At 68.7% G+C, this 20,161-nt stretch carries 26 protein-coding genes; 19 read left to right on the top strand and 7 right to left on the bottom strand.

The window, feature by feature from the left end:
• The first annotated feature begins 156 nt into the window (after positions 1–156).
• The 4 genes from Ae717Ps2_RS30345 to Ae717Ps2_RS30325 all read left to right on the top strand — a co-directional run bounded on the left by Ae717Ps2_RS30345 (position 157) and on the right by Ae717Ps2_RS30325 (position 4,353).
• A complete protein-coding gene (locus Ae717Ps2_RS30345) occupies positions 157–567 on the top strand; it encodes a hypothetical protein (protein ID WP_075334510.1) in 411 nt (136 codons plus the stop codon).
• Positions 568–991: 424 nt separating this feature from the next.
• Positions 992–2,536 carry a hypothetical protein gene (locus Ae717Ps2_RS38575; protein ID WP_198932372.1) on the top strand — a complete coding sequence of 515 codons (1,545 nt, stop codon included), beginning with the start codon at positions 992–994 and terminating at the stop codon, positions 2,534–2,536.
• 756 nt (positions 2,537–3,292) lie between these two features.
• Positions 3,293–3,472, top strand: coding sequence for a hypothetical protein (locus tag Ae717Ps2_RS39530; protein WP_075334500.1), 180 nt, complete (start codon positions 3,293–3,295; stop codon positions 3,470–3,472).
• 8 nt (positions 3,473–3,480) lie between these two features.
• Positions 3,481–4,353: a hypothetical protein gene (locus Ae717Ps2_RS30325; RefSeq protein WP_233147838.1), complete on the top strand. Its 873-nt coding sequence runs from the start codon at positions 3,481–3,483 to the stop codon at positions 4,351–4,353.
• Positions 4,354–4,632: 279 nt separating this feature from the next.
• On the opposite strand, the gene Ae717Ps2_RS30320 is transcribed toward Ae717Ps2_RS30325, so the two are convergent.
• The 3 genes from Ae717Ps2_RS30320 to Ae717Ps2_RS30310 form a co-directional block, all read right to left on the bottom strand.
• Positions 4,633–4,833 carry a hypothetical protein gene (locus Ae717Ps2_RS30320; protein WP_075334507.1) on the bottom strand — a complete coding sequence of 67 codons (201 nt, stop codon included), beginning with the start codon at positions 4,831–4,833 and terminating at the stop codon, positions 4,633–4,635.
• The gene (locus Ae717Ps2_RS30315) at positions 4,803–5,291 is read right to left on the bottom strand and encodes a hypothetical protein (RefSeq protein ID WP_075334506.1); all 489 of its coding nucleotides are present in this window, start codon (positions 5,289–5,291) and stop codon (positions 4,803–4,805) included. The genes Ae717Ps2_RS30320 and Ae717Ps2_RS30315 overlap by 31 nt, the downstream gene beginning before the upstream one ends.
• Before the next feature lie 210 nt (positions 5,292–5,501).
• Positions 5,502–6,236: a GntR family transcriptional regulator gene (locus tag Ae717Ps2_RS30310; RefSeq protein ID WP_075334491.1), complete on the bottom strand. Its 735-nt coding sequence runs from the start codon at positions 6,234–6,236 to the stop codon at positions 5,502–5,504.
• Positions 6,237–6,393: 157 nt separating this feature from the next.
• Here Ae717Ps2_RS30310 and Ae717Ps2_RS30305 point away from each other — a divergent pair, with 157 nt between their 5' ends.
• The 6 genes from Ae717Ps2_RS30305 (at position 6,394) to Ae717Ps2_RS30280 (ending at position 10,602) form a co-directional block, all read left to right on the top strand.
• Complete coding sequence (locus Ae717Ps2_RS30305) at positions 6,394–6,807, top strand: hypothetical protein (RefSeq protein WP_075334490.1); 414 nt, start codon at positions 6,394–6,396, stop codon at positions 6,805–6,807.
• Positions 6,807–7,001 (top strand): hypothetical protein, encoded by a 195-nt coding sequence (locus tag Ae717Ps2_RS30300; protein ID WP_075334489.1) that lies wholly within the window; start codon positions 6,807–6,809, stop codon positions 6,999–7,001. The genes Ae717Ps2_RS30305 and Ae717Ps2_RS30300 overlap by 1 nt, the downstream gene beginning before the upstream one ends.
• A gap of 104 nt (positions 7,002–7,105) precedes the next feature.
• Positions 7,106–7,501: a hypothetical protein gene (locus Ae717Ps2_RS30295; RefSeq protein WP_075334998.1), complete on the top strand. Its 396-nt coding sequence runs from the start codon at positions 7,106–7,108 to the stop codon at positions 7,499–7,501.
• An 84-nt stretch (positions 7,502–7,585) separates the two neighbouring features.
• Entirely contained in the window at positions 7,586–8,791 is a 1,206-nt protein-coding gene (locus Ae717Ps2_RS30290) for a hypothetical protein (protein ID WP_075334494.1), read from the top strand.
• A 525-nt stretch (positions 8,792–9,316) separates the two neighbouring features.
• A complete protein-coding gene (locus Ae717Ps2_RS30285) occupies positions 9,317–9,721 on the top strand; it encodes a hypothetical protein (RefSeq protein ID WP_075334504.1) in 405 nt (134 codons plus the stop codon).
• Positions 9,722–9,729: 8 nt separating this feature from the next.
• On the top strand, positions 9,730–10,602 hold the full coding sequence (locus tag Ae717Ps2_RS30280; RefSeq protein WP_233147838.1) for a hypothetical protein: 873 nt from the start codon (positions 9,730–9,732) through the stop codon (positions 10,600–10,602).
• A 279-nt stretch (positions 10,603–10,881) separates the two neighbouring features.
• Here the strand turns inward: Ae717Ps2_RS30280 and Ae717Ps2_RS30275 are convergent, their stop codons facing one another.
• Together Ae717Ps2_RS30275 and Ae717Ps2_RS30270 are read right to left on the bottom strand one after the other, a co-directional pair.
• Positions 10,882–11,541, bottom strand: a complete 660-nt coding sequence (locus Ae717Ps2_RS30275; protein ID WP_143510659.1) for a hypothetical protein — start codon at positions 11,539–11,541, stop codon at positions 10,882–10,884.
• 210 nt (positions 11,542–11,751) lie between these two features.
• Complete coding sequence (locus tag Ae717Ps2_RS30270; RefSeq protein ID WP_075334491.1) at positions 11,752–12,486, bottom strand: GntR family transcriptional regulator; 735 nt, start codon at positions 12,484–12,486, stop codon at positions 11,752–11,754.
• Positions 12,487–12,643: 157 nt separating this feature from the next.
• Here Ae717Ps2_RS30270 and Ae717Ps2_RS30265 point away from each other — a divergent pair, with 157 nt between their 5' ends.
• The 6 genes from Ae717Ps2_RS30265 to Ae717Ps2_RS30240 all read left to right on the top strand — a co-directional run bounded on the left by Ae717Ps2_RS30265 (position 12,644) and on the right by Ae717Ps2_RS30240 (position 16,853).
• Positions 12,644–13,057 (top strand): hypothetical protein, encoded by a 414-nt coding sequence (locus tag Ae717Ps2_RS30265; RefSeq protein WP_075334490.1) that lies wholly within the window; start codon positions 12,644–12,646, stop codon positions 13,055–13,057.
• On the top strand, positions 13,057–13,251 hold the full coding sequence (locus Ae717Ps2_RS30260; protein WP_075334489.1) for a hypothetical protein: 195 nt from the start codon (positions 13,057–13,059) through the stop codon (positions 13,249–13,251). Before Ae717Ps2_RS30265 ends, Ae717Ps2_RS30260 begins: the two co-directional genes overlap by 1 nt.
• Positions 13,252–13,266: 15 nt before the next feature.
• Complete coding sequence (locus Ae717Ps2_RS30255; RefSeq protein ID WP_075334488.1) at positions 13,267–13,752, top strand: DUF3307 domain-containing protein; 486 nt, start codon at positions 13,267–13,269, stop codon at positions 13,750–13,752.
• An 84-nt stretch (positions 13,753–13,836) separates the two neighbouring features.
• Positions 13,837–15,042, top strand: coding sequence for a hypothetical protein (locus tag Ae717Ps2_RS30250; RefSeq protein ID WP_075334494.1), 1,206 nt, complete (start codon positions 13,837–13,839; stop codon positions 15,040–15,042).
• Between the two features lie 525 nt (positions 15,043–15,567).
• Complete coding sequence (locus tag Ae717Ps2_RS30245) at positions 15,568–15,972, top strand: hypothetical protein (RefSeq protein ID WP_075334504.1); 405 nt, start codon at positions 15,568–15,570, stop codon at positions 15,970–15,972.
• An 8-nt stretch (positions 15,973–15,980) separates the two neighbouring features.
• A complete protein-coding gene (locus tag Ae717Ps2_RS30240) occupies positions 15,981–16,853 on the top strand; it encodes a hypothetical protein (RefSeq protein ID WP_233147838.1) in 873 nt (290 codons plus the stop codon).
• A gap of 279 nt (positions 16,854–17,132) precedes the next feature.
• Here Ae717Ps2_RS30240 and Ae717Ps2_RS30235 read toward each other — a convergent pair whose 3' ends face one another.
• The gene (locus tag Ae717Ps2_RS30235) at positions 17,133–17,792 is read right to left on the bottom strand and encodes a hypothetical protein (RefSeq protein WP_143510659.1); all 660 of its coding nucleotides are present in this window, start codon (positions 17,790–17,792) and stop codon (positions 17,133–17,135) included.
• A 210-nt stretch (positions 17,793–18,002) separates the two neighbouring features.
• Positions 18,003–18,737 carry a GntR family transcriptional regulator gene (locus Ae717Ps2_RS30230; RefSeq protein WP_075334491.1) on the bottom strand — a complete coding sequence of 245 codons (735 nt, stop codon included), beginning with the start codon at positions 18,735–18,737 and terminating at the stop codon, positions 18,003–18,005.
• A 157-nt stretch (positions 18,738–18,894) separates the two neighbouring features.
• Between Ae717Ps2_RS30230 and Ae717Ps2_RS30225 the strand changes: the two genes are divergently transcribed.
• Genes Ae717Ps2_RS30225 through Ae717Ps2_RS30215 form a run of 3 tightly spaced genes read left to right on the top strand, consistent with a single transcriptional unit; the run spans position 18,895 to position 20,003 of the window.
• Positions 18,895–19,308, top strand: coding sequence for a hypothetical protein (locus Ae717Ps2_RS30225; RefSeq protein WP_075334490.1), 414 nt, complete (start codon positions 18,895–18,897; stop codon positions 19,306–19,308).
• Complete coding sequence (locus Ae717Ps2_RS30220) at positions 19,308–19,502, top strand: hypothetical protein (RefSeq protein ID WP_075334489.1); 195 nt, start codon at positions 19,308–19,310, stop codon at positions 19,500–19,502. Before Ae717Ps2_RS30225 ends, Ae717Ps2_RS30220 begins: the two co-directional genes overlap by 1 nt.
• Before the next feature lie 15 nt (positions 19,503–19,517).
• Positions 19,518–20,003: a DUF3307 domain-containing protein gene (locus Ae717Ps2_RS30215; RefSeq protein ID WP_075334488.1), complete on the top strand. Its 486-nt coding sequence runs from the start codon at positions 19,518–19,520 to the stop codon at positions 20,001–20,003.
• Positions 20,004–20,161 lie beyond the last annotated feature (158 nt).

The following is a 20,161-nucleotide window of genomic DNA, read 5'->3' as shown; positions in this document are numbered from 1 at the left end:
GTCTGACCTCCTCTGATTCATACGTCTAGACCTTTGAGGGGACTCATGCTACGGTAGTTCTATCAGTCCAGACGTCCAGACCTTCGAGGCTGCGAACTGAGGACAAGAACCACAGGACGGTCTGGCCCCGGAGTGGCGGATCGAAAAACATGGGAGATGCGCATGTCGAACCAGGGCCCGATGAACTTCAAGATCGACCCGACGAGTTTCACGATGGTGATGGTCATGGACCTGGCGCCGAAGCTGAAGTTCGGCAGCGACACCGATCAGGAGTGCTTGCGGAACGGCACCCCGAAGTGGGTTGCCCAGGTCACGGTGGGGTTCCAGGCGTTCGGGCGGCCGTCGTTTTCGGTGCTGAACGTGACGATCGCGTCGCACGAGGACCCGCGCACGGGTTCAGCCCGGGATGCCTGCGAGCTGGTCGGCTTCGAGGTCGGCGTGATGGACAAGACGATCAAGGACAAGAACACCGGTGAGGACAAGGTCGTCGGGGCGCAGGTCTACTACCGCGCCGACGCGATCCGCCCGATCGGCGGCTCGGGCCGGAAGAACGAGCAGGCCGCGTGATGGCGGGCCGCCGGTGGCCGGTGCTCGACGGCCAGATGGCCTCGTGCTGGTGGTGCTGACCTGCACCTCGTGCCAGCACGCCGAGGAGATCCCGGACGACGGCGGCCGCCTGCCGGATCAGTGCCCCGCTGCGACGGCTGGGCTTTCACCGGCGCACTCGTGTCGGACCACCTCCACCGCTGTCGCTAGCTGATCAAGGAGCAAAGGCATGTCCGAGCGGATCGCGATCACCGTCCTGACGGCGCTGGGGGCCCTGCTGGGTCATCACGGCGGGGACTACTTGGCCCAGGACGACTGCATGTCGGCCCACAAGCAGCACCGCACCGGGCAGGGTCGCCGGAATTGCTCTGCACGCCTCCACCTATGCCGCGGCGCAGGCCGTCACGAAGTGGGCGTTCTACCGGACTGCCGGTGTCCGGGTCCCGTGGCTGGCCAGCTCACCGGCGTGGTGGCGGAGGGCGTGGTGCATGCGGTGATCGATGACGGCCGTCTGCTCGCTCGGTTTGCCGCGATCCCGGGTCGCCAGCGTGACGAGCACGGCGCCCGGATCGGCCGACAGAAGCGGTTCCACGGCCTGGCTGATCACGGAGTGAACGGTCGCGCCCTGATGGATCAGGCCGTCCACCACCAGGTGCAGATCCCTGTTGGTGTCGCCGTCACTACCGCGGTCGCCGCCTCATCGCCCGCTGAGCAACTGACCCCGCTCGACCACGGCCCGGCCCGGAGAACCCCCTCCCGGACCGGGGCCGTCTTCACGACAGGAGCACTGATCATGTGGAGCAGGCAGCGCGCCGAGGATCGGGCCGCCCGCGAGTTCGTCGACCGGCTGGTGAACCCGTGGCGCCGGGTCTGTGAGCGGGTTCCGGGGCTCTCGCACACGGTGCAGGTCGCCTCCGGCACCACGATCGTCATCCCGACCCTGGCCCGGGCGGACCTGTCGGGGCCGGACCCGGTGCTGGTGGTGCGCAAGATCCACGGCCAGCTCATCGAGGACTTCCGTGCTGACGAGGCGTCGCGGCGGATCGCGGCGGCGCTGGGCTATGACCGGATCCGGGTCTACCCGCGCGGATCGGAGTGGGTCCGGATCGAGCTGCTGATCGGCGACCCCCTCGACGGCGAGGTCCCGGCTCCGTTGGCCGGCCGCGGGCTGTCGGTCTCCGACGTGGAGATCACCATCGCCCGAGACGAGCTCGGCAACCCTCTGCGCCAGTCCTGGGTGGAGGGGCCGCACGTCTGCATTCAGGGCGCGACCCGCTCGGGCAAGAGCGTGTGGTGCTATTCGGCGCTGGCGCAGCTCGCCCGCCTCGACGATGTCCTGATCGCGGGGTCTGACCTGTCTGGGTTGCTTCTGGGCCGTCCCTACGTGGGTACCCGGCACCACGAGTGGCAGGCCACCGGGTCGGCCGACGTTGAGGCACACCGGGATCTGCTGGTCCGCCTGGTCGCGGAGATGGACACCCGGATCCGGAACCTGCCGCCTCGCCGGGACAAGTTCACCCGCTTCCATGCCGGGTTCCCGCTGATCGTGGTCGTGCTCGAAGAGTTCGCCGGGCTGCTGCGCCTGGCGTCGACGGCCCCGGTCGAGAAGGGCCAGCCGAAGATGCGTGAGCAGCTCCTCGCGCTCTACGGCCGCCTGGTCTCCGAGGGACACAAGGCGGGCCTGCGGCTGATGGTGGTCACCCAGCGCGCGGACGCGACCGTCGTCGGTGGTTTCGAGCGCGGTCAGCTCGGCCTGCGGATCAGCTTCCGGCTCGACGACCCGGAGGCCCTGGTGATGCTCCACGGCCAGTCCGCCCGCGATCACCTCGAGGAGCACCAGCTCGCCCCGCCCGGGGTCGCGCTGGTCCAGGCACCCGCCCGGCCGTTGGGCCGGGTCCGCGGACCGCGGCTGATGGGCCCTCGGAGGACGCCGACTACGCCCGCTACTGGGACGAGATCGCGGACGGCGCGGCGCGCCTCCACGAGGTAGCGGCCTGATCAGGCCAGAGTTAGCAACCAGGTCGACACAGAAGTGAGCCCCAGGACTGGCATCCCGGGGGCCCGCACGTCGGCCGGAAATGGTCACCCTGCGAAGCGATCGGAGCACCGGCCAACGTGGCTACCCACAGCGTACCTAGAGCCCCCCAGCGCGGCGCTACGCGACGAGGGCACTTCCCCACCCCGGAAACAGGCAGCGGCTCGCCCCAGCGGCTCCACAGCCCGTCTCGACGCCTGCCCTTCCTCGATATAGGCCGCTTGAAGGCTGGGCAGGTTCAGTCAAGGGTCGAAGATCGCGGAGCGACGGCGCAGCCGCCCTTGACGGGTTCTGATCAGCATTCGATCCTCGGCCGGTTCGAGGGAGGGCACCACGCCCTCGCAGCTGGCACCGGACCGTTTGTCGGCGTCGCCGTAGGTGTGCGCTTGGCAGTGCCGGGCCCGGCCCGCCGGCCGGAGGCTGAGGCGGGCCGGTGCCCGGCTCTGCCGGGTGCCGGACACGGCCGTCGTCGTCGTGGCGGTGTGCGGTGACGGCCGCGCTGGCTTCGGTGCGCCCTTCGGCGGCCGCGCTTGGTAACGACGCGAAAAGTGCGGCCACCGCAGGTCAGGACCACGCGGGGCCTTCTGGGACCGCCAGGATCAGGCGCTACGCGACAAGTACCGGGCTCGCCGGGAGCTGGCCGCGATCACGAGCCTGTCGCGGGTCAAGAAGTGCGGTCGGGTCTCGACCAACGAGGGTGGAGAGGTCTCGTTGCACCACACGCCCGGACCGGAGGGGGAACCGGGCACCGCAGGCTTCGGCGGCCTGGCGACCTGCGGCAGCGTGTGGGCGTGCCCGGTGTGCTCGGCCAAGATCAGTGCGCGCCGCTCGAAGGATCTCGAACAGCTGATCAACTGGAACGCCGACCGGGGGGCACGGTCGCACTGCTGACCCTGACGATGCGCCACCACCGGGGCCACAGCCTGCGCGAACTTCGCCGAGCGCTGAGCGCGGCGTGGCGACACCTCACACAGTCGCGGGGGTGGAAGCGGTGGAAGACGGACCTGGACATGGACTATGTCCGGGGAGTGGAGGGCACCCACACCGACCTCAACGGCTGGCACCTCCACATCCACGCCCTGTTGATCTTCCCGACCGATGTGAGCGCGGAGATTCCTGCTCTGACCTGCGAGGTCTACACCCGCTGGGCCGCGGGGCTGGCGAAGAAGGGCATGAGCGCCACCGCCGAGCACGGCATCGACGTGCGGGTCGGTAACGGCGCGGTGGAGAAGATGGGCAAGTACATCTCGAAGCTGGCCTTCGAGACCGCCGGTGGCCGGTGGAAGCGCGGCAAGCGCGGCTCCCGCACGCCGTTCCAGATCCTCGCCGACGCGATCGACACCGGCAACGAGCGCGACGTCGCGCTCTGGCAGGAGTGGGAACAGGGCAGCCACGGCATGCAGCAGCTCGTGTGGTCCAACGGCCTCAAGCAGCGCTGCGGGGTCACCGAGGTCAAGGACGAGGAGATCGCCGAAGAAGACGGAGGTGGAGAGCTGGCAGGAGTCCTCCCGGCCCGGAGCTGGAAGAAGATCTACCCGGTCGCGGAGGACCTGATCATCGCGACTCGCCACGGCGGAGTTCCCGCCGCGCGCGCCTGGCTCGACGCCCGGGGCCTGGCCTTCGAGTTCGAGGCTGACACCACCGAACGCGCCGTCCAGCTCGACCCCGGAGACGCCCCGTTTGCGTGGCTCAAAGCCGCGCTCGCGGCCGAAGACCCCGAACAGCGCCGGGAACGGCGCCGGAGCTACTACCGGCCCGCTACGGCGCTCTGAGGGCGACGGCCAGGACCGCCAGGACCGCCAGGACCTATGCATCATCTGATGATCTTCGGCCAGGGGCGTGGTCTGGGTGGGCGCCTCCGGCGGACCCAAGTTAGGCGTTTTCCTAAGGAAACGCCGTGTCGTCGATACGACGACGATGCAGCTGAACACGGTGGGTGGCTACGCGGCCTTCAAGACCATGTGATGCATAGGTGCGGTGGTGCGGTGGTGCGGTGGTGCGGTGGTGCGGTGGTGCATTTGATCTTGATCTGGGTCAGTGACGGGCTGTGGTCAGAGGACGCGCCAGCGCTCGTGTGCGGCCTGGCGGCTCATCGACGTGGCGGCGCCGATCTTGGCCCAGGAGATCCCGGCTTGGCGCGCTTCGCGTACGGCGTCGGTGAGGGCGTCGTTCGCTCGGCGGGCAGCGGCGGCTGCGGTACCGGCGACGGCAGCGGCCTCGACTAGACGAGCTCCGGGGTCGGGCTCGGGCACCGCCTGGTCCTCGACGACGACGGCCGCGGCTTCCGGCGCGGCCGTCGGCTCGACCGGCTTGGCGCGCTTGCTCGGCCGCCGTCGCTGTGGACGCTCAGATGCTCCCTGCGGCTCCGGCGGGGCGGCGGGGTGTCTTCGGTTGGGTCCGGGGCCGACAGCGGCTCAGGGAGCCACTGACCGACGTGGGCATCCCACTCGGGGCGCAGGACCTCCCGGGTCTGAGCCCGGTACCGGCGGGTCCGCAGAGGCTGCTCGCGGGCACCGGGGGCGGTGCGCAGCTGGCCGGACCACCCGCACGAGCACGACGCGTACCGCACGTGCACTTCCACGGTGTCGTTGCTGATCGGCTCGTCGTCCTGCCCGGCGACGATCCCCAGCGCGTGACCCTCGTGCTCACCGGCAGCCGGATGCGTGGTGGTGACGTTCCAGGGGCCGCTCAAGTCCTTCACGGGAGCCATTTGTCAGTCATCCTTCCTTGACACTGTCAGTCAAGCTTGCCTGGCGAAATAACCAATCGTCAAGATAGCCTGACAATTAACTGTCAGGACAGCTTGGCAATGCTGTCAAGAAGCCCTGACGTTGCCAGTCAGGTATTACTGACAACTGATGAGTGCCGGACTGGCCGGCCAACCGCGGCGATGGGGGCTCTGCCGCGATTGGCCAGGAACCTACATCGCCACTGTGTAGGTCTGCTCTGCTCGATCACCAGTTGCTACGAAGGTGCTGGTTTCCAGCTCGATCTGGCTCGCGTCGCGCGTGGTCCGCAGCGTGATCAGCACGGGTACGCCAGGCGGGATCGACATGACGTCCCGTTCGTCCGGGTCAGGCATCCGAGTGCTCACTCGTTCGGTTGTCTGTGCAGGCTGGTATCCGGCCTCGCGCATGAACGAGTACAGGTCGGTCCGCTCGTGGGCGTCCTTGTCGGCCGGGTCGTACCCGGTCTCTGAGTGGATTCGCGCACCTACCTCGCCTGGGAGCCACTGATCGTGCAGCAACACGATGTGGCGGCCCTTGTAGTACCGCCGGACTCGGTGGACAACCCGATCCCCCCGGCCAATGCCGAGGCGCTGCGCTACTTCGTGGTTCGCGACGTCGTAGGACGCCTCGACGGTCTCGATCTTTGAGTCATCCCCGGTGGTGCTCCCCCACGCGGGATGCGCGTCTCCGGGCTGGCTGTGCATGTCCACGGTGCCGAGGTCGCGCACGACTGTTCCGACACCTGACAGCGGCGTCACCAGGCCCTCGTTGGCAAGGGCCGACACCGCGCTGCGCACGGTCTCCCGCGCTACCTCGTACGTCGCCATCAACTCGGGGAGTGCGGGGAGGGTCGACCCCGGCGGATAGGTGCCGTTGGTGATCCTTTCTCGCAGCTCGCGGGCGATCTTCTCGTACTTCCGGGCCATCGTCTGACCTCCTCTGATTCATACGTCTAGACCTTTGAGGGGACTCATGCTACGGTAGTTCTATCAGTCCAGACGTCCAGACCTTCGAGGCTGCGAACTGAGGACAAGAACCACAGGACGGTCTGGCCCCGGAGTGGCGGATCGAAAAACATGGGAGATGCGCATGTCGAACCAGGGCCCGATGAACTTCAAGATCGACCCGACGAGTTTCACGATGGTGATGGTCATGGACCTGGCGCCGAAGCTGAAGTTCGGCAGCGACACCGATCAGGAGTGCTTGCGGAACGGCACCCCGAAGTGGGTTGCCCAGGTCACGGTGGGGTTCCAGGCGTTCGGGCGGCCGTCGTTTTCGGTGCTGAACGTGACGATCGCGTCGCACGAGGACCCGCGCCACGGGTTTCAGCCCGGGATGCCCTGCGAGCTGGTCGGCTTCGAGGTCGGCGTGATGGACAAGACGATCAAGGACAAGAACACCGGTGAGGACAAGGTCGTCGGGGCGCAGGTCTACTACCGCGCCGACGCGATCCGCCCGATCGGCGGCTCGGGCCGGAAGAACGAGCAGGCCGCGTGATGGCGGGCCGCCGGTGGCCGGTGCTCGACGGCCAGATGGGCCTCGTGCTGGTGGTGCTGACCTGCACCTCGTGCCAGCACGCCGAGGAGATCCCGGACGACGGCGGCCGCCTGCCGGATCAGTGCCCCCGCTGCGACGGCTGGGCTTTCACCGGCGCACTCGTGTCGACCACCTCCACCGCTGTCGCTAGCTGATCAAGGAGCAAAGGCATGTCCGAGCGGATCGCGATCACCGTCCTGACGGCGCTGGGGCCCTGCTGGGTCATCACGGCGGGGACTACTTGGCCCAGGACGACTGCATGTCGGCCCACAAGCAGCACCGCACCGGGCAGGGTCGCCGGGAACTTGCTCTGCACGCCTCCACCTATGCCGCGGCGCAGGCCGTCACGAAGTGGGCGTTCTACCGGACTGCCGGTGTCCGGGTCCCGTGGCTGGCCCAGCTCACCGGCGTGGTGGCGGAGGGCGTGGTGCATGCGGTGATCGATGACGGCCGTCTGCTCGCTCGGTTTGCCGCGATCCCGGGTCGCCAGCGTGACGAGCACGGCGCCCGGATCGGCCGACAGAAGCGGTTCCACGGCCTGGCTGATCACGGAGTGAACGGTCGCGCCCTGATGGATCAGGCCGTCCACCACCAGGTGCAGATCCCTGTTGGTGTCGCCGTCACTACCGCGGTCGCCGCCCTCATCGCCCGCTGAGCAACTGACCCCCGCTCGACCACGGCCCCGGCCCGGAGAACCCCCTCCCGGACCGGGGCCGTCTTCACGACAGGAGCACTGATCATGTGGAGCAGGCAGCGCGCCGAGGATCGGGCCGCCCGCGAGTTCGTCGACCGGCTGGTGAACCCGTGGCGCCGGGTCTGTGAGCGGGTTCCGGGGCTCTCGCACACGGTGCAGGTCGCCTCCGGCACCACGATCGTCATCCCGACCCTGGCCCGGGCGGACCTGTCGGGGCCGGACCCGGTGCTGGTGGTGCGCAAGATCCACGGCCAGCTCATCGAGGACTTCCGTGCTGACGAGGCGTCGCGGCGGATCGCGGCGGCGCTGGGCTATGACCGGATCCGGGTCTACCCGCGCGGATCGGAGTGGGTCCGGATCGAGCTGCTGATCGGCGACCCCCTCGACGGCGAGGTCCCGGCTCCGTTGGCCGGCCGCGGGCTGTCGGTCTCCGACGTGGAGATCACCATCGCCCGAGACGAGCTCGGCAACCCTCTGCGCCAGTCCTGGGTGGAGGGGCCGCACGTCTGCATTCAGGGCGCGACCCGCTCGGGCAAGAGCGTGTGGTGCTATTCGGCGCTGGCGCAGCTCGCCCGCCTCGACGATGTCCTGATCGCGGGGTCTGACCTGTCTGGGTTGCTTCTGGGCCGTCCCTACGTGGGTACCCGGCACCACGAGTGGCAGGCCACCGGGTCGGCCGACGTTGAGGCACACCGGGATCTGCTGGTCCGCCTGGTCGCGGAGATGGACACCCGGATCCGGAACCTGCCGCCTCGCCGGGACAAGTTCACCCGCTTCCATGCCGGGTTCCCGCTGATCGTGGTCGTGCTCGAAGAGTTCGCCGGGCTGCTGCGCCTGGCGTCGACGGCCCCGGTCGAGAAGGGCCAGCCGAAGATGCGTGAGCAGCTCCTCGCGCTCTACGGCCGCCTGGTCTCCGAGGGACACAAGGCGGGCCTGCGGCTGATGGTGGTCACCCAGCGCGCGGACGCGACCGTCGTCGGTGGTTTCGAGCGCGGTCAGCTCGGCCTGCGGATCAGCTTCCGGCTCGACGACCCGGAGGCCCTGGTGATGCTCCACGGCCAGTCCGCCCGCGATCACCTCGAGGAGCACCAGCTCGCCCCGCCCGGGGTCGCGCTGGTCCAGGCACCCGCCCGGCCGTTGGGCCGGGTCCGCGGACCGCGGCTGATGGGCCCCTCGGAGGACGCCGACTACGCCCGCTACTGGGACGAGATCGCGGACGGCGCGGCGCGCCTCCACGAGGTAGCGGCCTGATCAGGCCAGAGTTAGCAACCAGGTCGACACAGAAGTGAGCCCCCAGGACTGGCATCCCGGGGGCCCGCACGTCGGCCGGAAATGGTCACCCTGCGAAGCGATCGGAGCACCGGCCAACGTGGCTACCCACAGCGTACCTAGAGCCCCCCAGCGCGGCGCTACGCGACGAGGGCACTTCCCCACCCCGGAAACAGGCAGCGGCTCGCCCCAGCGGCTCCACAGCCCGTCTCGACGCCTGCCCTTCCTCGATATAGGCCGCTTGAAGGCTGGGCAGGTTCAGTCAAGGGTCGAAGATCGCGGAGCGACGGCGCAGCCGCCCTTGACGGGTTCTGATCAGCATTCGATCCTCGGCCGGTTCGAGGGAGGGCACCACGCCCTCGCAGCTGGCACCGGACCGTTTGTCGGCGTCGCCGTAGGTGTGCGCTTGGCAGTGCCGGGCCCGGCCCGCCGGCCGGAGGCTGAGGCGGGCCGGTGCCCGGCTCTGCCGGGTGCCGGACACGGCCGTCGTCGTCGTGGCGGTGTGCGGTGACGGCCGCGCTGGCTTCGGTGCGCCCTTCGGCGGCCGCGCTTGGTAACGACGCGAAAAGTGCGGCCACCGCAGGTCAGGACCACGCGGGGGCCTTCTGGGACCGCCAGGATCAGGCGCTACGCGACAAGTACCGGGCTCGCCGGGAGCTGGCCGCGATCACGAGCCTGTCGCGGGTCAAGAAGTGCGGTCGGGTCTCGACCAACGAGGGTGGAGAGGTCTCGTTGCACCACACGCCCGGACCGGAGGGGGAACCGGGCACCGCAGGCTTCGGCGGCCTGGCGACCTGCGGCAGCGTGTGGGCGTGCCCGGTGTGCTCGGCCAAGATCAGTGCGCGCCGCTCGAAGGATCTCGAACAGCTGATCAACTGGAACGCCGACCGGGGGGCACGGTCGCACTGCTGACCCTGACGATGCGCCACCACCGGGGCCACAGCCTGCGCGAACTTCGCCGAGCGCTGAGCGCGGCGTGGCGACACCTCACACAGTCGCGGGGGTGGAAGCGGTGGAAGACGGACCTGGACATGGACTATGTCCGGGGAGTGGAGGGCACCCACACCGACCTCAACGGCTGGCACCTCCACATCCACGCCCTGTTGATCTTCCCGACCGATGTGAGCGCGGAGATTCCTGCTCTGACCTGCGAGGTCTACACCCGCTGGGCCGCGGGGCTGGCGAAGAAGGGCATGAGCGCCACCGCCGAGCACGGCATCGACGTGCGGGTCGGTAACGGCGCGGTGGAGAAGATGGGCAAGTACATCTCGAAGCTGGCCTTCGAGACCGCCGGTGGCCGGTGGAAGCGCGGCAAGCGCGGCTCCCGCACGCCGTTCCAGATCCTCGCCGACGCGATCGACACCGGCAACGAGCGCGACGTCGCGCTCTGGCAGGAGTGGGAACAGGGCAGCCACGGCATGCAGCAGCTCGTGTGGTCCAACGGCCTCAAGCAGCGCTGCGGGGTCACCGAGGTCAAGGACGAGGAGATCGCCGAAGAAGACGGAGGTGGAGAGCTGGCAGGAGTCCTCCCGGCCCGGAGCTGGAAGAAGATCTACCCGGTCGCGGAGGACCTGATCATCGCGACTCGCCACGGCGGAGTTCCCGCCGCGCGCGCCTGGCTCGACGCCCGGGGCCTGGCCTTCGAGTTCGAGGCTGACACCACCGAACGCGCCGTCCAGCTCGACCCCGGAGACGCCCCGTTTGCGTGGCTCAAAGCCGCGCTCGCGGCCGAAGACCCCGAACAGCGCCGGGAACGGCGCCGGAGCTACTACCGGCCCGCTACGGCGCTCTGAGGGCGACGGCCAGGACCGCCAGGACCGCCAGGACCTATGCATCATCTGATGATCTTCGGCCAGGGGCGTGGTCTGGGTGGGCGCCTCCGGCGGACCCAAGTTAGGCGTTTTCCTAAGGAAACGCCGTGTCGTCGATACGACGACGATGCAGCTGAACACGGTGGGTGGCTACGCGGCCTTCAAGACCATGTGATGCATAGGTGCGGTGGTGCGGTGGTGCGGTGGTGCGGTGGTGCGGTGGTGCATTTGATCTTGATCTGGGTCAGTGACGGGCTGTGGTCAGAGGACGCGCCAGCGCTCGTGTGCGGCCTGGCGGCTCATCGACGTGGCGGCGCCGATCTTGGCCCAGGAGATCCCGGCTTGGCGCGCTTCGCGTACGGCGTCGGTGAGGGCGTCGTTCGCTCGGCGGGCAGCGGCGGCTGCGGTACCGGCGACGGCAGCGGCCTCGACTAGACGAGCTCCGGGGTCGGGCTCGGGCACCGCCTGGTCCTCGACGACGACGGCCGCGGCTTCCGGCGCGGCCGTCGGCTCGACCGGCTTGGCGCGCTTGCTCGGCCGCCGTCGCTGTGGACGCTCAGATGCTCCCTGCGGCTCCGGCGGGGCGGCGGGGGTGTCTTCGGTTGGGTCCGGGGCCGACAGCGGCTCAGGGAGCCACTGACCGACGTGGGCATCCCACTCGGGGCGCAGGACCTCCCGGGTCTGAGCCCGGTACCGGCGGGTCCGCAGAGGCTGCTCGCGGGCACCGGGGGCGGTGCGCAGCTGGCCGGACCACCCGCACGAGCACGACGCGTACCGCACGTGCACTTCCACGGTGTCGTTGCTGATCGGCTCGTCGTCCTGCCCGGCGACGATCCCCAGCGCGTGACCCTCGTGCTCACCGGCAGCCGGATGCGTGGTGGTGACGTTCCAGGGGCCGCTCAAGTCCTTCACGGGAGCCATTTGTCAGTCATCCTTCCTTGACACTGTCAGTCAAGCTTGCCTGGCGAAATAACCAATCGTCAAGATAGCCTGACAATTAACTGTCAGGACAGCTTGGCAATGCTGTCAAGAAGCCCTGACGTTGCCAGTCAGGTATTACTGACAACTGATGAGTGCCGGACTGGCCGGCCAACCGCGGCGATGGGGGCTCTGCCGCGATTGGCCAGGAACCTACATCGCCACTGTGTAGGTCTGCTCTGCTCGATCACCAGTTGCTACGAAGGTGCTGGTTTCCAGCTCGATCTGGCTCGCGTCGCGCGTGGTCCGCAGCGTGATCAGCACGGGTACGCCAGGCGGGATCGACATGACGTCCCGTTCGTCCGGGTCAGGCATCCGAGTGCTCACTCGTTCGGTTGTCTGTGCAGGCTGGTATCCGGCCTCGCGCATGAACGAGTACAGGTCGGTCCGCTCGTGGGCGTCCTTGTCGGCCGGGTCGTACCCGGTCTCTGAGTGGATTCGCGCACCTACCTCGCCTGGGAGCCACTGATCGTGCAGCAACACGATGTGGCGGCCCTTGTAGTACCGCCGGACTCGGTGGACAACCCGATCCCCCCGGCCAATGCCGAGGCGCTGCGCTACTTCGTGGTTCGCGACGTCGTAGGACGCCTCGACGGTCTCGATCTTTGAGTCATCCCCGGTGGTGCTCCCCCACGCGGGATGCGCGTCTCCGGGCTGGCTGTGCATGTCCACGGTGCCGAGGTCGCGCACGACTGTTCCGACACCTGACAGCGGCGTCACCAGGCCCTCGTTGGCAAGGGCCGACACCGCGCTGCGCACGGTCTCCCGCGCTACCTCGTACGTCGCCATCAACTCGGGGAGTGCGGGGAGGGTCGACCCCGGCGGATAGGTGCCGTTGGTGATCCTTTCTCGCAGCTCGCGGGCGATCTTCTCGTACTTCCGGGCCATCGTCTGACCTCCTCTGATTCATACGTCTAGACCTTTGAGGGGACTCATGCTACGGTAGTTCTATCAGTCCAGACGTCCAGACCTTCGAGGCTGCGAACTGAGGACAAGAACCACAGGACGGTCTGGCCCCGGAGTGGCGGATCGAAAAACATGGGAGATGCGCATGTCGAACCAGGGCCCGATGAACTTCAAGATCGACCCGACGAGTTTCACGATGGTGATGGTCATGGACCTGGCGCCGAAGCTGAAGTTCGGCAGCGACACCGATCAGGAGTGCTTGCGGAACGGCACCCCGAAGTGGGTTGCCCAGGTCACGGTGGGGTTCCAGGCGTTCGGGCGGCCGTCGTTTTCGGTGCTGAACGTGACGATCGCGTCGCACGAGGACCCGCGCCACGGGTTTCAGCCCGGGATGCCCTGCGAGCTGGTCGGCTTCGAGGTCGGCGTGATGGACAAGACGATCAAGGACAAGAACACCGGTGAGGACAAGGTCGTCGGGGCGCAGGTCTACTACCGCGCCGACGCGATCCGCCCGATCGGCGGCTCGGGCCGGAAGAACGAGCAGGCCGCGTGATGGCGGGCCGCCGGTGGCCGGTGCTCGACGGCCAGATGGGCCTCGTGCTGGTGGTGCTGACCTGCACCTCGTGCCAGCACGCCGAGGAGATCCCGGACGACGGCGGCCGCCTGCCGGATCAGTGCCCCCGCTGCGACGGCTGGGCTTTCACCGGCGCACTCGTGTCGACCACCTCCACCGCTGTCGCTAGCTGATCAAGGAGCAAAGGCATGTCCGAGCGGATCGCGATCACCGTCCTGACGGCGCTGGGGGCCCTGCTGGGTCATCACGGCGGGGACTACTTGGCCCAGGACGACTGCATGTCGGCCCACAAGCAGCACCGCACCGGGCAGGGTCGCCGGGAACTTGCTCTGCACGCCTCCACCTATGCCGCGGCGCAGGCCGTCACGAAGTGGGCGTTCTACCGGACTGCCGGTGTCCGGGTCCCGTGGCTGGCCCAGCTCACCGGCGTGGTGGCGGAGGGCGTGGTGCATGCGGTGATCGATGACGGCCGTCTGCTCGCTCGGTTTGCCGCGATCCCGGGTCGCCAGCGTGACGAGCACGGCGCCCGGATCGGCCGACAGAAGCGGTTCCACGGCCTGGCTGATCACGGAGTGAACGGTCGCGCCCTGATGGATCAGGCCGTCCACCACCAGGTGCAGATCCCTGTTGGTGTCGCCGTCACTACCGCGGTCGCCGCCCTCATCGCCCGCTGAGCAACTGACCCCCGCTCGACCACGGCCCCGGCCCGGAGAACCCCCTCCCGGACCGGGGCCGTCTTCACGACAGGAGCACTGATCATGTGGAGCAGGCAGCGCGCCGAGGATCGGGCCGCCCGCGAGTTCGTCGACCGGCTGGTGAACCCGTGGCGCCGGGTCTGTGAGCGGGTTCCGGGGCTCTCGCACACGGTGCAGGTCGCCTCCGGCACCACGATCGTCATCCCGACCCTGGCCCGGGCGGACCTGTCGGGGCCGGACCCGGTGCTGGTGGTGCGCAAGATCCACGGCCAGCTCATCGAGGACTTCCGTGCTGACGAGGCGTCGCGGCGGATCGCGGCGGCGCTGGGCTATGACCGGATCCGGGTCTACCCGCGCGGATCGGAGTGGGTCCGGATCGAGCTGCTGATCGGCGACCCCCTCGACGGCGAGGTCCCGGCTCCGTTGGCCGGCCGCGGGCTGTCGGTCTCCGACGTGGAGATCACCATCGCCCGAGACGAGCTCGGCAACCCTCTGCGCCAGTCCTGGGTGGAGGGGCCGCACGTCTGCATTCAGGGCGCGACCCGCTCGGGCAAGAGCGTGTGGTGCTATTCGGCGCTGGCGCAGCTCGCCCGCCTCGACGATGTCCTGATCGCGGGGTCTGACCTGTCTGGGTTGCTTCTGGGCCGTCCCTACGTGGGTACCCGGCACCACGAGTGGCAGGCCACCGGGTCGGCCGACGTTGAGGCACACCGGGATCTGCTGGTCCGCCTGGTCGCGGAGATGGACACCCGGATCCGGAACCTGCCGCCTCGCCGGGACAAGTTCACCCGCTTCCATGCCGGGTTCCCGCTGATCGTGGTCGTGCTCGAAGAGTTCGCCGGGCTGCTGCGCCTGGCGTCGACGGCCCCGGTCGAGAAGGGCCAGCCGAAGATGCGTGAGCAGCTCCTCGCGCTCTACGGCCGCCTGGTCTCCGAGGGACACAAGGCGGGCCTGCGGCTGATGGTGGTCACCCAGCGCGCGGACGCGACCGTCGTCGGTGGTTTCGAGCGCGGTCAGCTCGGCCTGCGGATCAGCTTCCGGCTCGACGACCCGGAGGCCCTGGTGATGCTCCACGGCCAGTCCGCCCGCGATCACCTCGAGGAGCACCAGCTCGCCCCGCCCGGGGTCGCGCTGGTCCAGGCACCCGCCCGGCCGTTGGGCCGGGTCCGCGGACCGCGGCTGATGGGCCCCTCGGAGGACGCCGACTACGCCCGCTACTGGGACGAGATCGCGGACGGCGCGGCGCGCCTCCACGAGGTAGCGGCCTGATCAGGCCAGAGTTAGCAACCAGGTCGACACAGAAGTGAGCCCCCAGGACTGGCATCCCGGGGGCCCGCACGTCGGCCGGAAATGGTCACCCTGCGAAGCGATCGGAGCACCGGCCAACGTGGCTACCCACAGCGTACCTAGAGCCCCCCAGCGCGGCGCTACGCGACGAGGGCACTTCCCCACCCCGGAAACAGGCAGCGGCTCGCCCCAGCGGCTCCACAGCCCGTCTCGACGCCTGCCCTTCCTCGATATAGGCCGCTTGAAGGCTGGGCAGGTTCAGTCAAGGGTCGAAGATCGCGGAGCGACGGCGCAGCCGCCCTTGACGGGTTCTGATCAGCATTCGATCCTCGGCCGGTTCGAGGGAGGGCACCACGCCCTCGCAGCTGGCACCGGACCGTTTGTCGGCGTCGCCGTAGGTGTGCGCTTGGCAGTGCCGGGCCCGGCCCGCCGGCCGGAGGCTGAGGCGGGCCGGTGCCCGGCTCTGCCGGGTGCCGGACACGGCCGTCGTCGTCGTGGCGGTGTGCGGTGACGGCCGCGCTGGCTTCGGTGCGCCCTTCGGCGGCCGCGCTTGGTAACGACGCGAAAAGTGCGGCCACCGCAGGTCAGGACCACGCGGGGGCCTTCTGGGACCGCCAGGATCAGGCGCTACGCGACAAGTACCGGGCTCGCCGGGAGCTGGCCGCGATCACGAGCCTGTCGCGGGTCAAGAAGTGCGGTCGGGTCTCGACCAACGAGGGTGGAGAGGTCTCGTTGCACCACACGCCCGGACCGGAGGGGGAACCGGGCACCGCAGGCTTCGGCGGCCTGGCGACCTGCGGCAGCGTGTGGGCGTGCCCGGTGTGCTCGGCCAAGATCAGTGCGCGCCGCTCGAAGGATCTCGAACAGCTGATCAACTGGAACGCCGACCGGGGGGCACGGTCGCACTGCTGACCCTGACGATGCGCCACCACCGGGGCCACAGCCTGCGCGAACTTCGCCGAGCGCTGAGCGCGGCGTGGCGACACCTCACACAGTCGCGGGGGTGGAAGCGGTGGAAGACGGACCTGGACATGGACTATGTCCGGGGAGTGGAGGGCACCCACACCGACCTCAACGGCTGGCACCTCCACATCCACGCCCTGTTGATCTTCCCGACCGATGTGAGCGCGGAGATTCCTGCTCTGACCTGCGAGGTCTACACCCGCTGGGCCGCGGGGCTGGCGAAGAAGGGCATGAGCGCCACCGCCGAGCACGGCATCGACGTGCGGGTCGGTAACGGCGCGGTGGAGAAGATGGGCAAGTACATCTCGAAGCTGGCCTTCGAGACCGCCGGTGGCCGGTGGAAGCGCGGCAAGCGCGGCTCCCGCACGCCGTTCCAGATCCTCGCCGACGCGATCGACACCGGCAACGAGCGCGACGTCGCGCTCTGGCAGGAGTGGGAACAGGGCAGCCACGGCATGCAGCAGCTCGTGTGGTCCAACGGCCTCAAGCAGCGCTGCGGGGTCACCGAGGTCAAGGACGAGGAGATCGCCGAAGAAGACGGAGGTGGAGAGCTGGCAGGAGTCCTCCCGGCCCGGAGCTGGAAGAAGATCTACCCGGTCGCGGAGGACCTGATCATCGCGACTCGCCACGGCGGAGTTCCCGCCGCGCGCGCCTGGCTCGACGCCCGGGGCCTGGCCTTCGAGTTCGAGGCTGACACCACCGAACGCGCCGTCCAGCTCGACCCCGGAGACGCCCCGTTTGCGTGGCTCAAAGCCGCGCTCGCGGCCGAAGACCCCGAACAGCGCCGGGAACGGCGCCGGAGCTACTACCGGCCCGCTACGGCGCTCTGAGGGCGACGGCCAGGACCGCCAGGACCGCCAGGACCTATGCATCATCTGATGATCTTCGGCCAGGGGCGTGGTCTGGGTGGGCGCCTCCGGCGGACCCAAGTTAGGCGTTTTCCTAAGGAAACGCCGTGTCGTCGATACGACGACGATGCAGCTGAACACGGTGGGTGGCTACGCGGCCTTCAAGACCATGTGATGCATAGGTGCGGTGGTGCGGTGGTGCGGTGGTGCGGTGGTGCGGTGGTGCATTTGATCTTGATCTGGGTCAGTGACGGGCTGTGGTCAGAGGACGCGCCAGCGCTCGTGTGCGGCCTGGCGGCTCATCGACGTGGCGGCGCCGATCTTGGCCCAGGAGATCCCGGCTTGGCGCGCTTCGCGTACGGCGTCGGTGAGGGCGTCGTTCGCTCGGCGGGCAGCGGCGGCTGCGGTACCGGCGACGGCAGCGGCCTCGACTAGACGAGCTCCGGGGTCGGGCTCGGGCACCGCCTGGTCCTCGACGACGACGGCCGCGGCTTCCGGCGCGGCCGTCGGCTCGACCGGCTTGGCGCGCTTGCTCGGCCGCCGTCGCTGTGGACGCTCAGATGCTCCCTGCGGCTCCGGCGGGGCGGCGGGGGTGTCTTCGGTTGGGTCCGGGGCCGACAGCGGCTCAGGGAGCCACTGACCGACGTGGGCATCCCACTCGGGGCGCAGGACCTCCCGGGTCTGAGCCCGGTACCGGCGGGTCCGCAGAGGCTGCTCGCGGGCACCGGGGGCGGTGCGCAGCTGGCCGGACCACCCGCACGAGCACGACGCGTACCGCACGTGCACTTCCACGGTGTCGTTGCTGATCGGCTCGTCGTCCTGCCCGGCGACGATCCCCAGCGCGTGACCCTCGTGCTCACCGGCAGCCGGATGCGTGGTGGTGACGTTCCAGGGGCCGCTCAAGTCCTTCACGGGAGCCATTTGTCAGTCATCCTTCCTTGACACTGTCAGTCAAGCTTGCCTGGCGAAATAACCAATCGTCAAGATAGCCTGACAATTAACTGTCAGGACAGCTTGGCAATGCTGTCAAGAAGCCCTGACGTTGCCAGTCAGGTATTACTGACAACTGATGAGTGCCGGACTGGCCGGCCAACCGCGGCGATGGGGGCTCTGCCGCGATTGGCCAGGAACCTACATCGCCACTGTGTAGGTCTGCTCTGCTCGATCACCAGTTGCTACGAAGGTGCTGGTTTCCAGCTCGATCTGGCTCGCGTCGCGCGTGGTCCGCAGCGTGATCAGCACGGGTACGCCAGGCGGGATCGACATGACGTCCCGTTCGTCCGGGTCAGGCATCCGAGTGCTCACTCGTTCGGTTGTCTGTGCAGGCTGGTATCCGGCCTCGCGCATGAACGAGTACAGGTCGGTCCGCTCGTGGGCGTCCTTGTCGGCCGGGTCGTACCCGGTCTCTGAGTGGATTCGCGCACCTACCTCGCCTGGGAGCCACTGATCGTGCAGCAACACGATGTGGCGGCCCTTGTAGTACCGCCGGACTCGGTGGACAACCCGATCCCCCCGGCCAATGCCGAGGCGCTGCGCTACTTCGTGGTTCGCGACGTCGTAGGACGCCTCGACGGTCTCGATCTTTGAGTCATCCCCGGTGGTGCTCCCCCACGCGGGATGCGCGTCTCCGGGCTGGCTGTGCATGTCCACGGTGCCGAGGTCGCGCACGACTGTTCCGACACCTGACAGCGGCGTCACCAGGCCCTCGTTGGCAAGGGCCGACACCGCGCTGCGCACGGTCTCCCGCGCTACCTCGTACGTCGCCATCAACTCGGGGAGTGCGGGGAGGGTCGACCCCGGCGGATAGGTGCCGTTGGTGATCCTTTCTCGCAGCTCGCGGGCGATCTTCTCGTACTTCCGGGCCATCGTCTGACCTCCTCTGATTCATACGTCTAGACCTTTGAGGGGACTCATGCTACGGTAGTTCTATCAGTCCAGACGTCCAGACCTTCGAGGCTGCGAACTGAGGACAAGAACCACAGGACGGTCTGGCCCCGGAGTGGCGGATCGAAAAACATGGGAGATGCGCATGTCGAACCAGGGCCCGATGAACTTCAAGATCGACCCGACGAGTTTCACGATGGTGATGGTCATGGACCTGGCGCCGAAGCTGAAGTTCGGCAGCGACACCGATCAGGAGTGCTTGCGGAACGGCACCCCGAAGTGGGTTGCCCAGGTCACGGTGGGGTTCCAGGCGTTCGGGCGGCCGTCGTTTTCGGTGCTGAACGTGACGATCGCGTCGCACGAGGACCCGCGCCACGGGTTTCAGCCCGGGATGCCCTGCGAGCTGGTCGGCTTCGAGGTCGGCGTGATGGACAAGACGATCAAGGACAAGAACACCGGTGAGGACAAGGTCGTCGGGGCGCAGGTCTACTACCGCGCCGACGCGATCCGCCCGATCGGCGGCTCGGGCCGGAAGAACGAGCAGGCCGCGTGATGGCGGGCCGCCGGTGGCCGGTGCTCGACGGCCAGATGGGCCTCGTGCTGGTGGTGCTGACCTGCACCTCGTGCCAGCACGCCGAGGAGATCCCGGACGACGGCGGCCGCCTGCCGGATCAGTGCCCCCGCTGCGACGGCTGGGCTTTCACCGGCGCACTCGTGTCGACCACCTCCACCGCTGTCGCTAGCTGATCAAGGAGCAAAGGCATGTCCGAGCGGATCGCGATCACCGTCCTGACGGCGCTGGGGGCCCTGCTGGGTCATCACGGCGGGGACTACTTGGCCCAGGACGACTGCATGTCGGCCCACAAGCAGCACCGCACCGGGCAGGGTCGCCGGGAACTTGCTCTGCACGCCTCCACCTATGCCGCGGCGCAGGCCGTCACGAAGTGGGCGTTCTACCGGACTGCCGGTGTCCGGGTCCCGTGGCTGGCCCAGCTCACCGGCGTGGTGGCGGAGGGCGTGGTGCATGCGGTGATCGATGACGGCCGTCTGCTCGCTCGGTTTGCCGCGATCCCGGGTCGCCAGCGTGACGAGCACGGCGCCCGGATCGGCCGACAGAAGCGGTTCCACGGCCTGGCTGATCACGGAGTGAACGGTCGCGCCCTGATGGATCAGGCCGTCCACCACCAGGTGCAGATCCCTGTTGGTGTCGCCGTCACTACCGCGGTCGCCGCCCTCATCGCCCGCTGAGCAACTGACCCCCGCTCGACCACGGCCCCGGCCCGGAGAACCCCCTCCCGGACCGGGGCCGTCTTCACGACAGGAGCACTGATCATGTGGAGCAGGCAGCGCGCCGAGGATCGGGCCGCCCGCGAGTTCGTCGACCGGCTGGTGAACCCGTGGCGCCG

It is taken from the genome of Pseudonocardia sp. Ae717_Ps2, from assembly GCF_001932475.1.
In the GTDB taxonomy this organism is placed as follows: Bacteria; Actinomycetota; Actinomycetes; order Mycobacteriales; family Pseudonocardiaceae; genus Pseudonocardia.
This window is presented reverse-complemented; position numbering and strand designations above follow the sequence as displayed.

Bases quoted from the DNA above. Each gene is read 5' to 3' on its own strand.
- Ae717Ps2_RS30345 (WP_075334510.1), top strand. From the start codon at position 157: ATGCGCATGTCGAACCAGGGCCCGATGAACTTCAAGATCGACCCGACG.
- Ae717Ps2_RS30325 (WP_233147838.1), top strand. From the start codon at position 3,481: ATGCGCCACCACCGGGGCCACAGCCTGCGCGAACTTCGCCGAGCGCTG.
- Ae717Ps2_RS30315 (WP_075334506.1), bottom strand. From the start codon at position 5,291: ATGGCTCCCGTGAAGGACTTGAGCGGCCCCTGGAACGTCACCACCACG.
- Ae717Ps2_RS30310 (WP_075334491.1), bottom strand. From the start codon at position 6,236: ATGGCCCGGAAGTACGAGAAGATCGCCCGCGAGCTGCGAGAAAGGATC.
- Ae717Ps2_RS30305 (WP_075334490.1), top strand. From the start codon at position 6,394: ATGCGCATGTCGAACCAGGGCCCGATGAACTTCAAGATCGACCCGACG.
- Ae717Ps2_RS30300 (WP_075334489.1), top strand. From the start codon at position 6,807: ATGGCGGGCCGCCGGTGGCCGGTGCTCGACGGCCAGATGGGCCTCGTG.
- Ae717Ps2_RS30295 (WP_075334998.1), top strand. From the start codon at position 7,106: ATGTCGGCCCACAAGCAGCACCGCACCGGGCAGGGTCGCCGGGAACTT.
- Ae717Ps2_RS30290 (WP_075334494.1), top strand. From the start codon at position 7,586: ATGTGGAGCAGGCAGCGCGCCGAGGATCGGGCCGCCCGCGAGTTCGTC.
- Ae717Ps2_RS30280 (WP_233147838.1), top strand. From the start codon at position 9,730: ATGCGCCACCACCGGGGCCACAGCCTGCGCGAACTTCGCCGAGCGCTG.
- Ae717Ps2_RS30275 (WP_143510659.1), bottom strand. From the start codon at position 11,541: ATGGCTCCCGTGAAGGACTTGAGCGGCCCCTGGAACGTCACCACCACG.
- Ae717Ps2_RS30270 (WP_075334491.1), bottom strand. From the start codon at position 12,486: ATGGCCCGGAAGTACGAGAAGATCGCCCGCGAGCTGCGAGAAAGGATC.
- Ae717Ps2_RS30265 (WP_075334490.1), top strand. From the start codon at position 12,644: ATGCGCATGTCGAACCAGGGCCCGATGAACTTCAAGATCGACCCGACG.
- Ae717Ps2_RS30260 (WP_075334489.1), top strand. From the start codon at position 13,057: ATGGCGGGCCGCCGGTGGCCGGTGCTCGACGGCCAGATGGGCCTCGTG.
- Ae717Ps2_RS30255 (WP_075334488.1), top strand. From the start codon at position 13,267: ATGTCCGAGCGGATCGCGATCACCGTCCTGACGGCGCTGGGGGCCCTG.
- Ae717Ps2_RS30250 (WP_075334494.1), top strand. From the start codon at position 13,837: ATGTGGAGCAGGCAGCGCGCCGAGGATCGGGCCGCCCGCGAGTTCGTC.
- Ae717Ps2_RS30240 (WP_233147838.1), top strand. From the start codon at position 15,981: ATGCGCCACCACCGGGGCCACAGCCTGCGCGAACTTCGCCGAGCGCTG.
- Ae717Ps2_RS30235 (WP_143510659.1), bottom strand. From the start codon at position 17,792: ATGGCTCCCGTGAAGGACTTGAGCGGCCCCTGGAACGTCACCACCACG.
- Ae717Ps2_RS30230 (WP_075334491.1), bottom strand. From the start codon at position 18,737: ATGGCCCGGAAGTACGAGAAGATCGCCCGCGAGCTGCGAGAAAGGATC.
- Ae717Ps2_RS30225 (WP_075334490.1), top strand. From the start codon at position 18,895: ATGCGCATGTCGAACCAGGGCCCGATGAACTTCAAGATCGACCCGACG.
- Ae717Ps2_RS30220 (WP_075334489.1), top strand. From the start codon at position 19,308: ATGGCGGGCCGCCGGTGGCCGGTGCTCGACGGCCAGATGGGCCTCGTG.
- Ae717Ps2_RS30215 (WP_075334488.1), top strand. From the start codon at position 19,518: ATGTCCGAGCGGATCGCGATCACCGTCCTGACGGCGCTGGGGGCCCTG.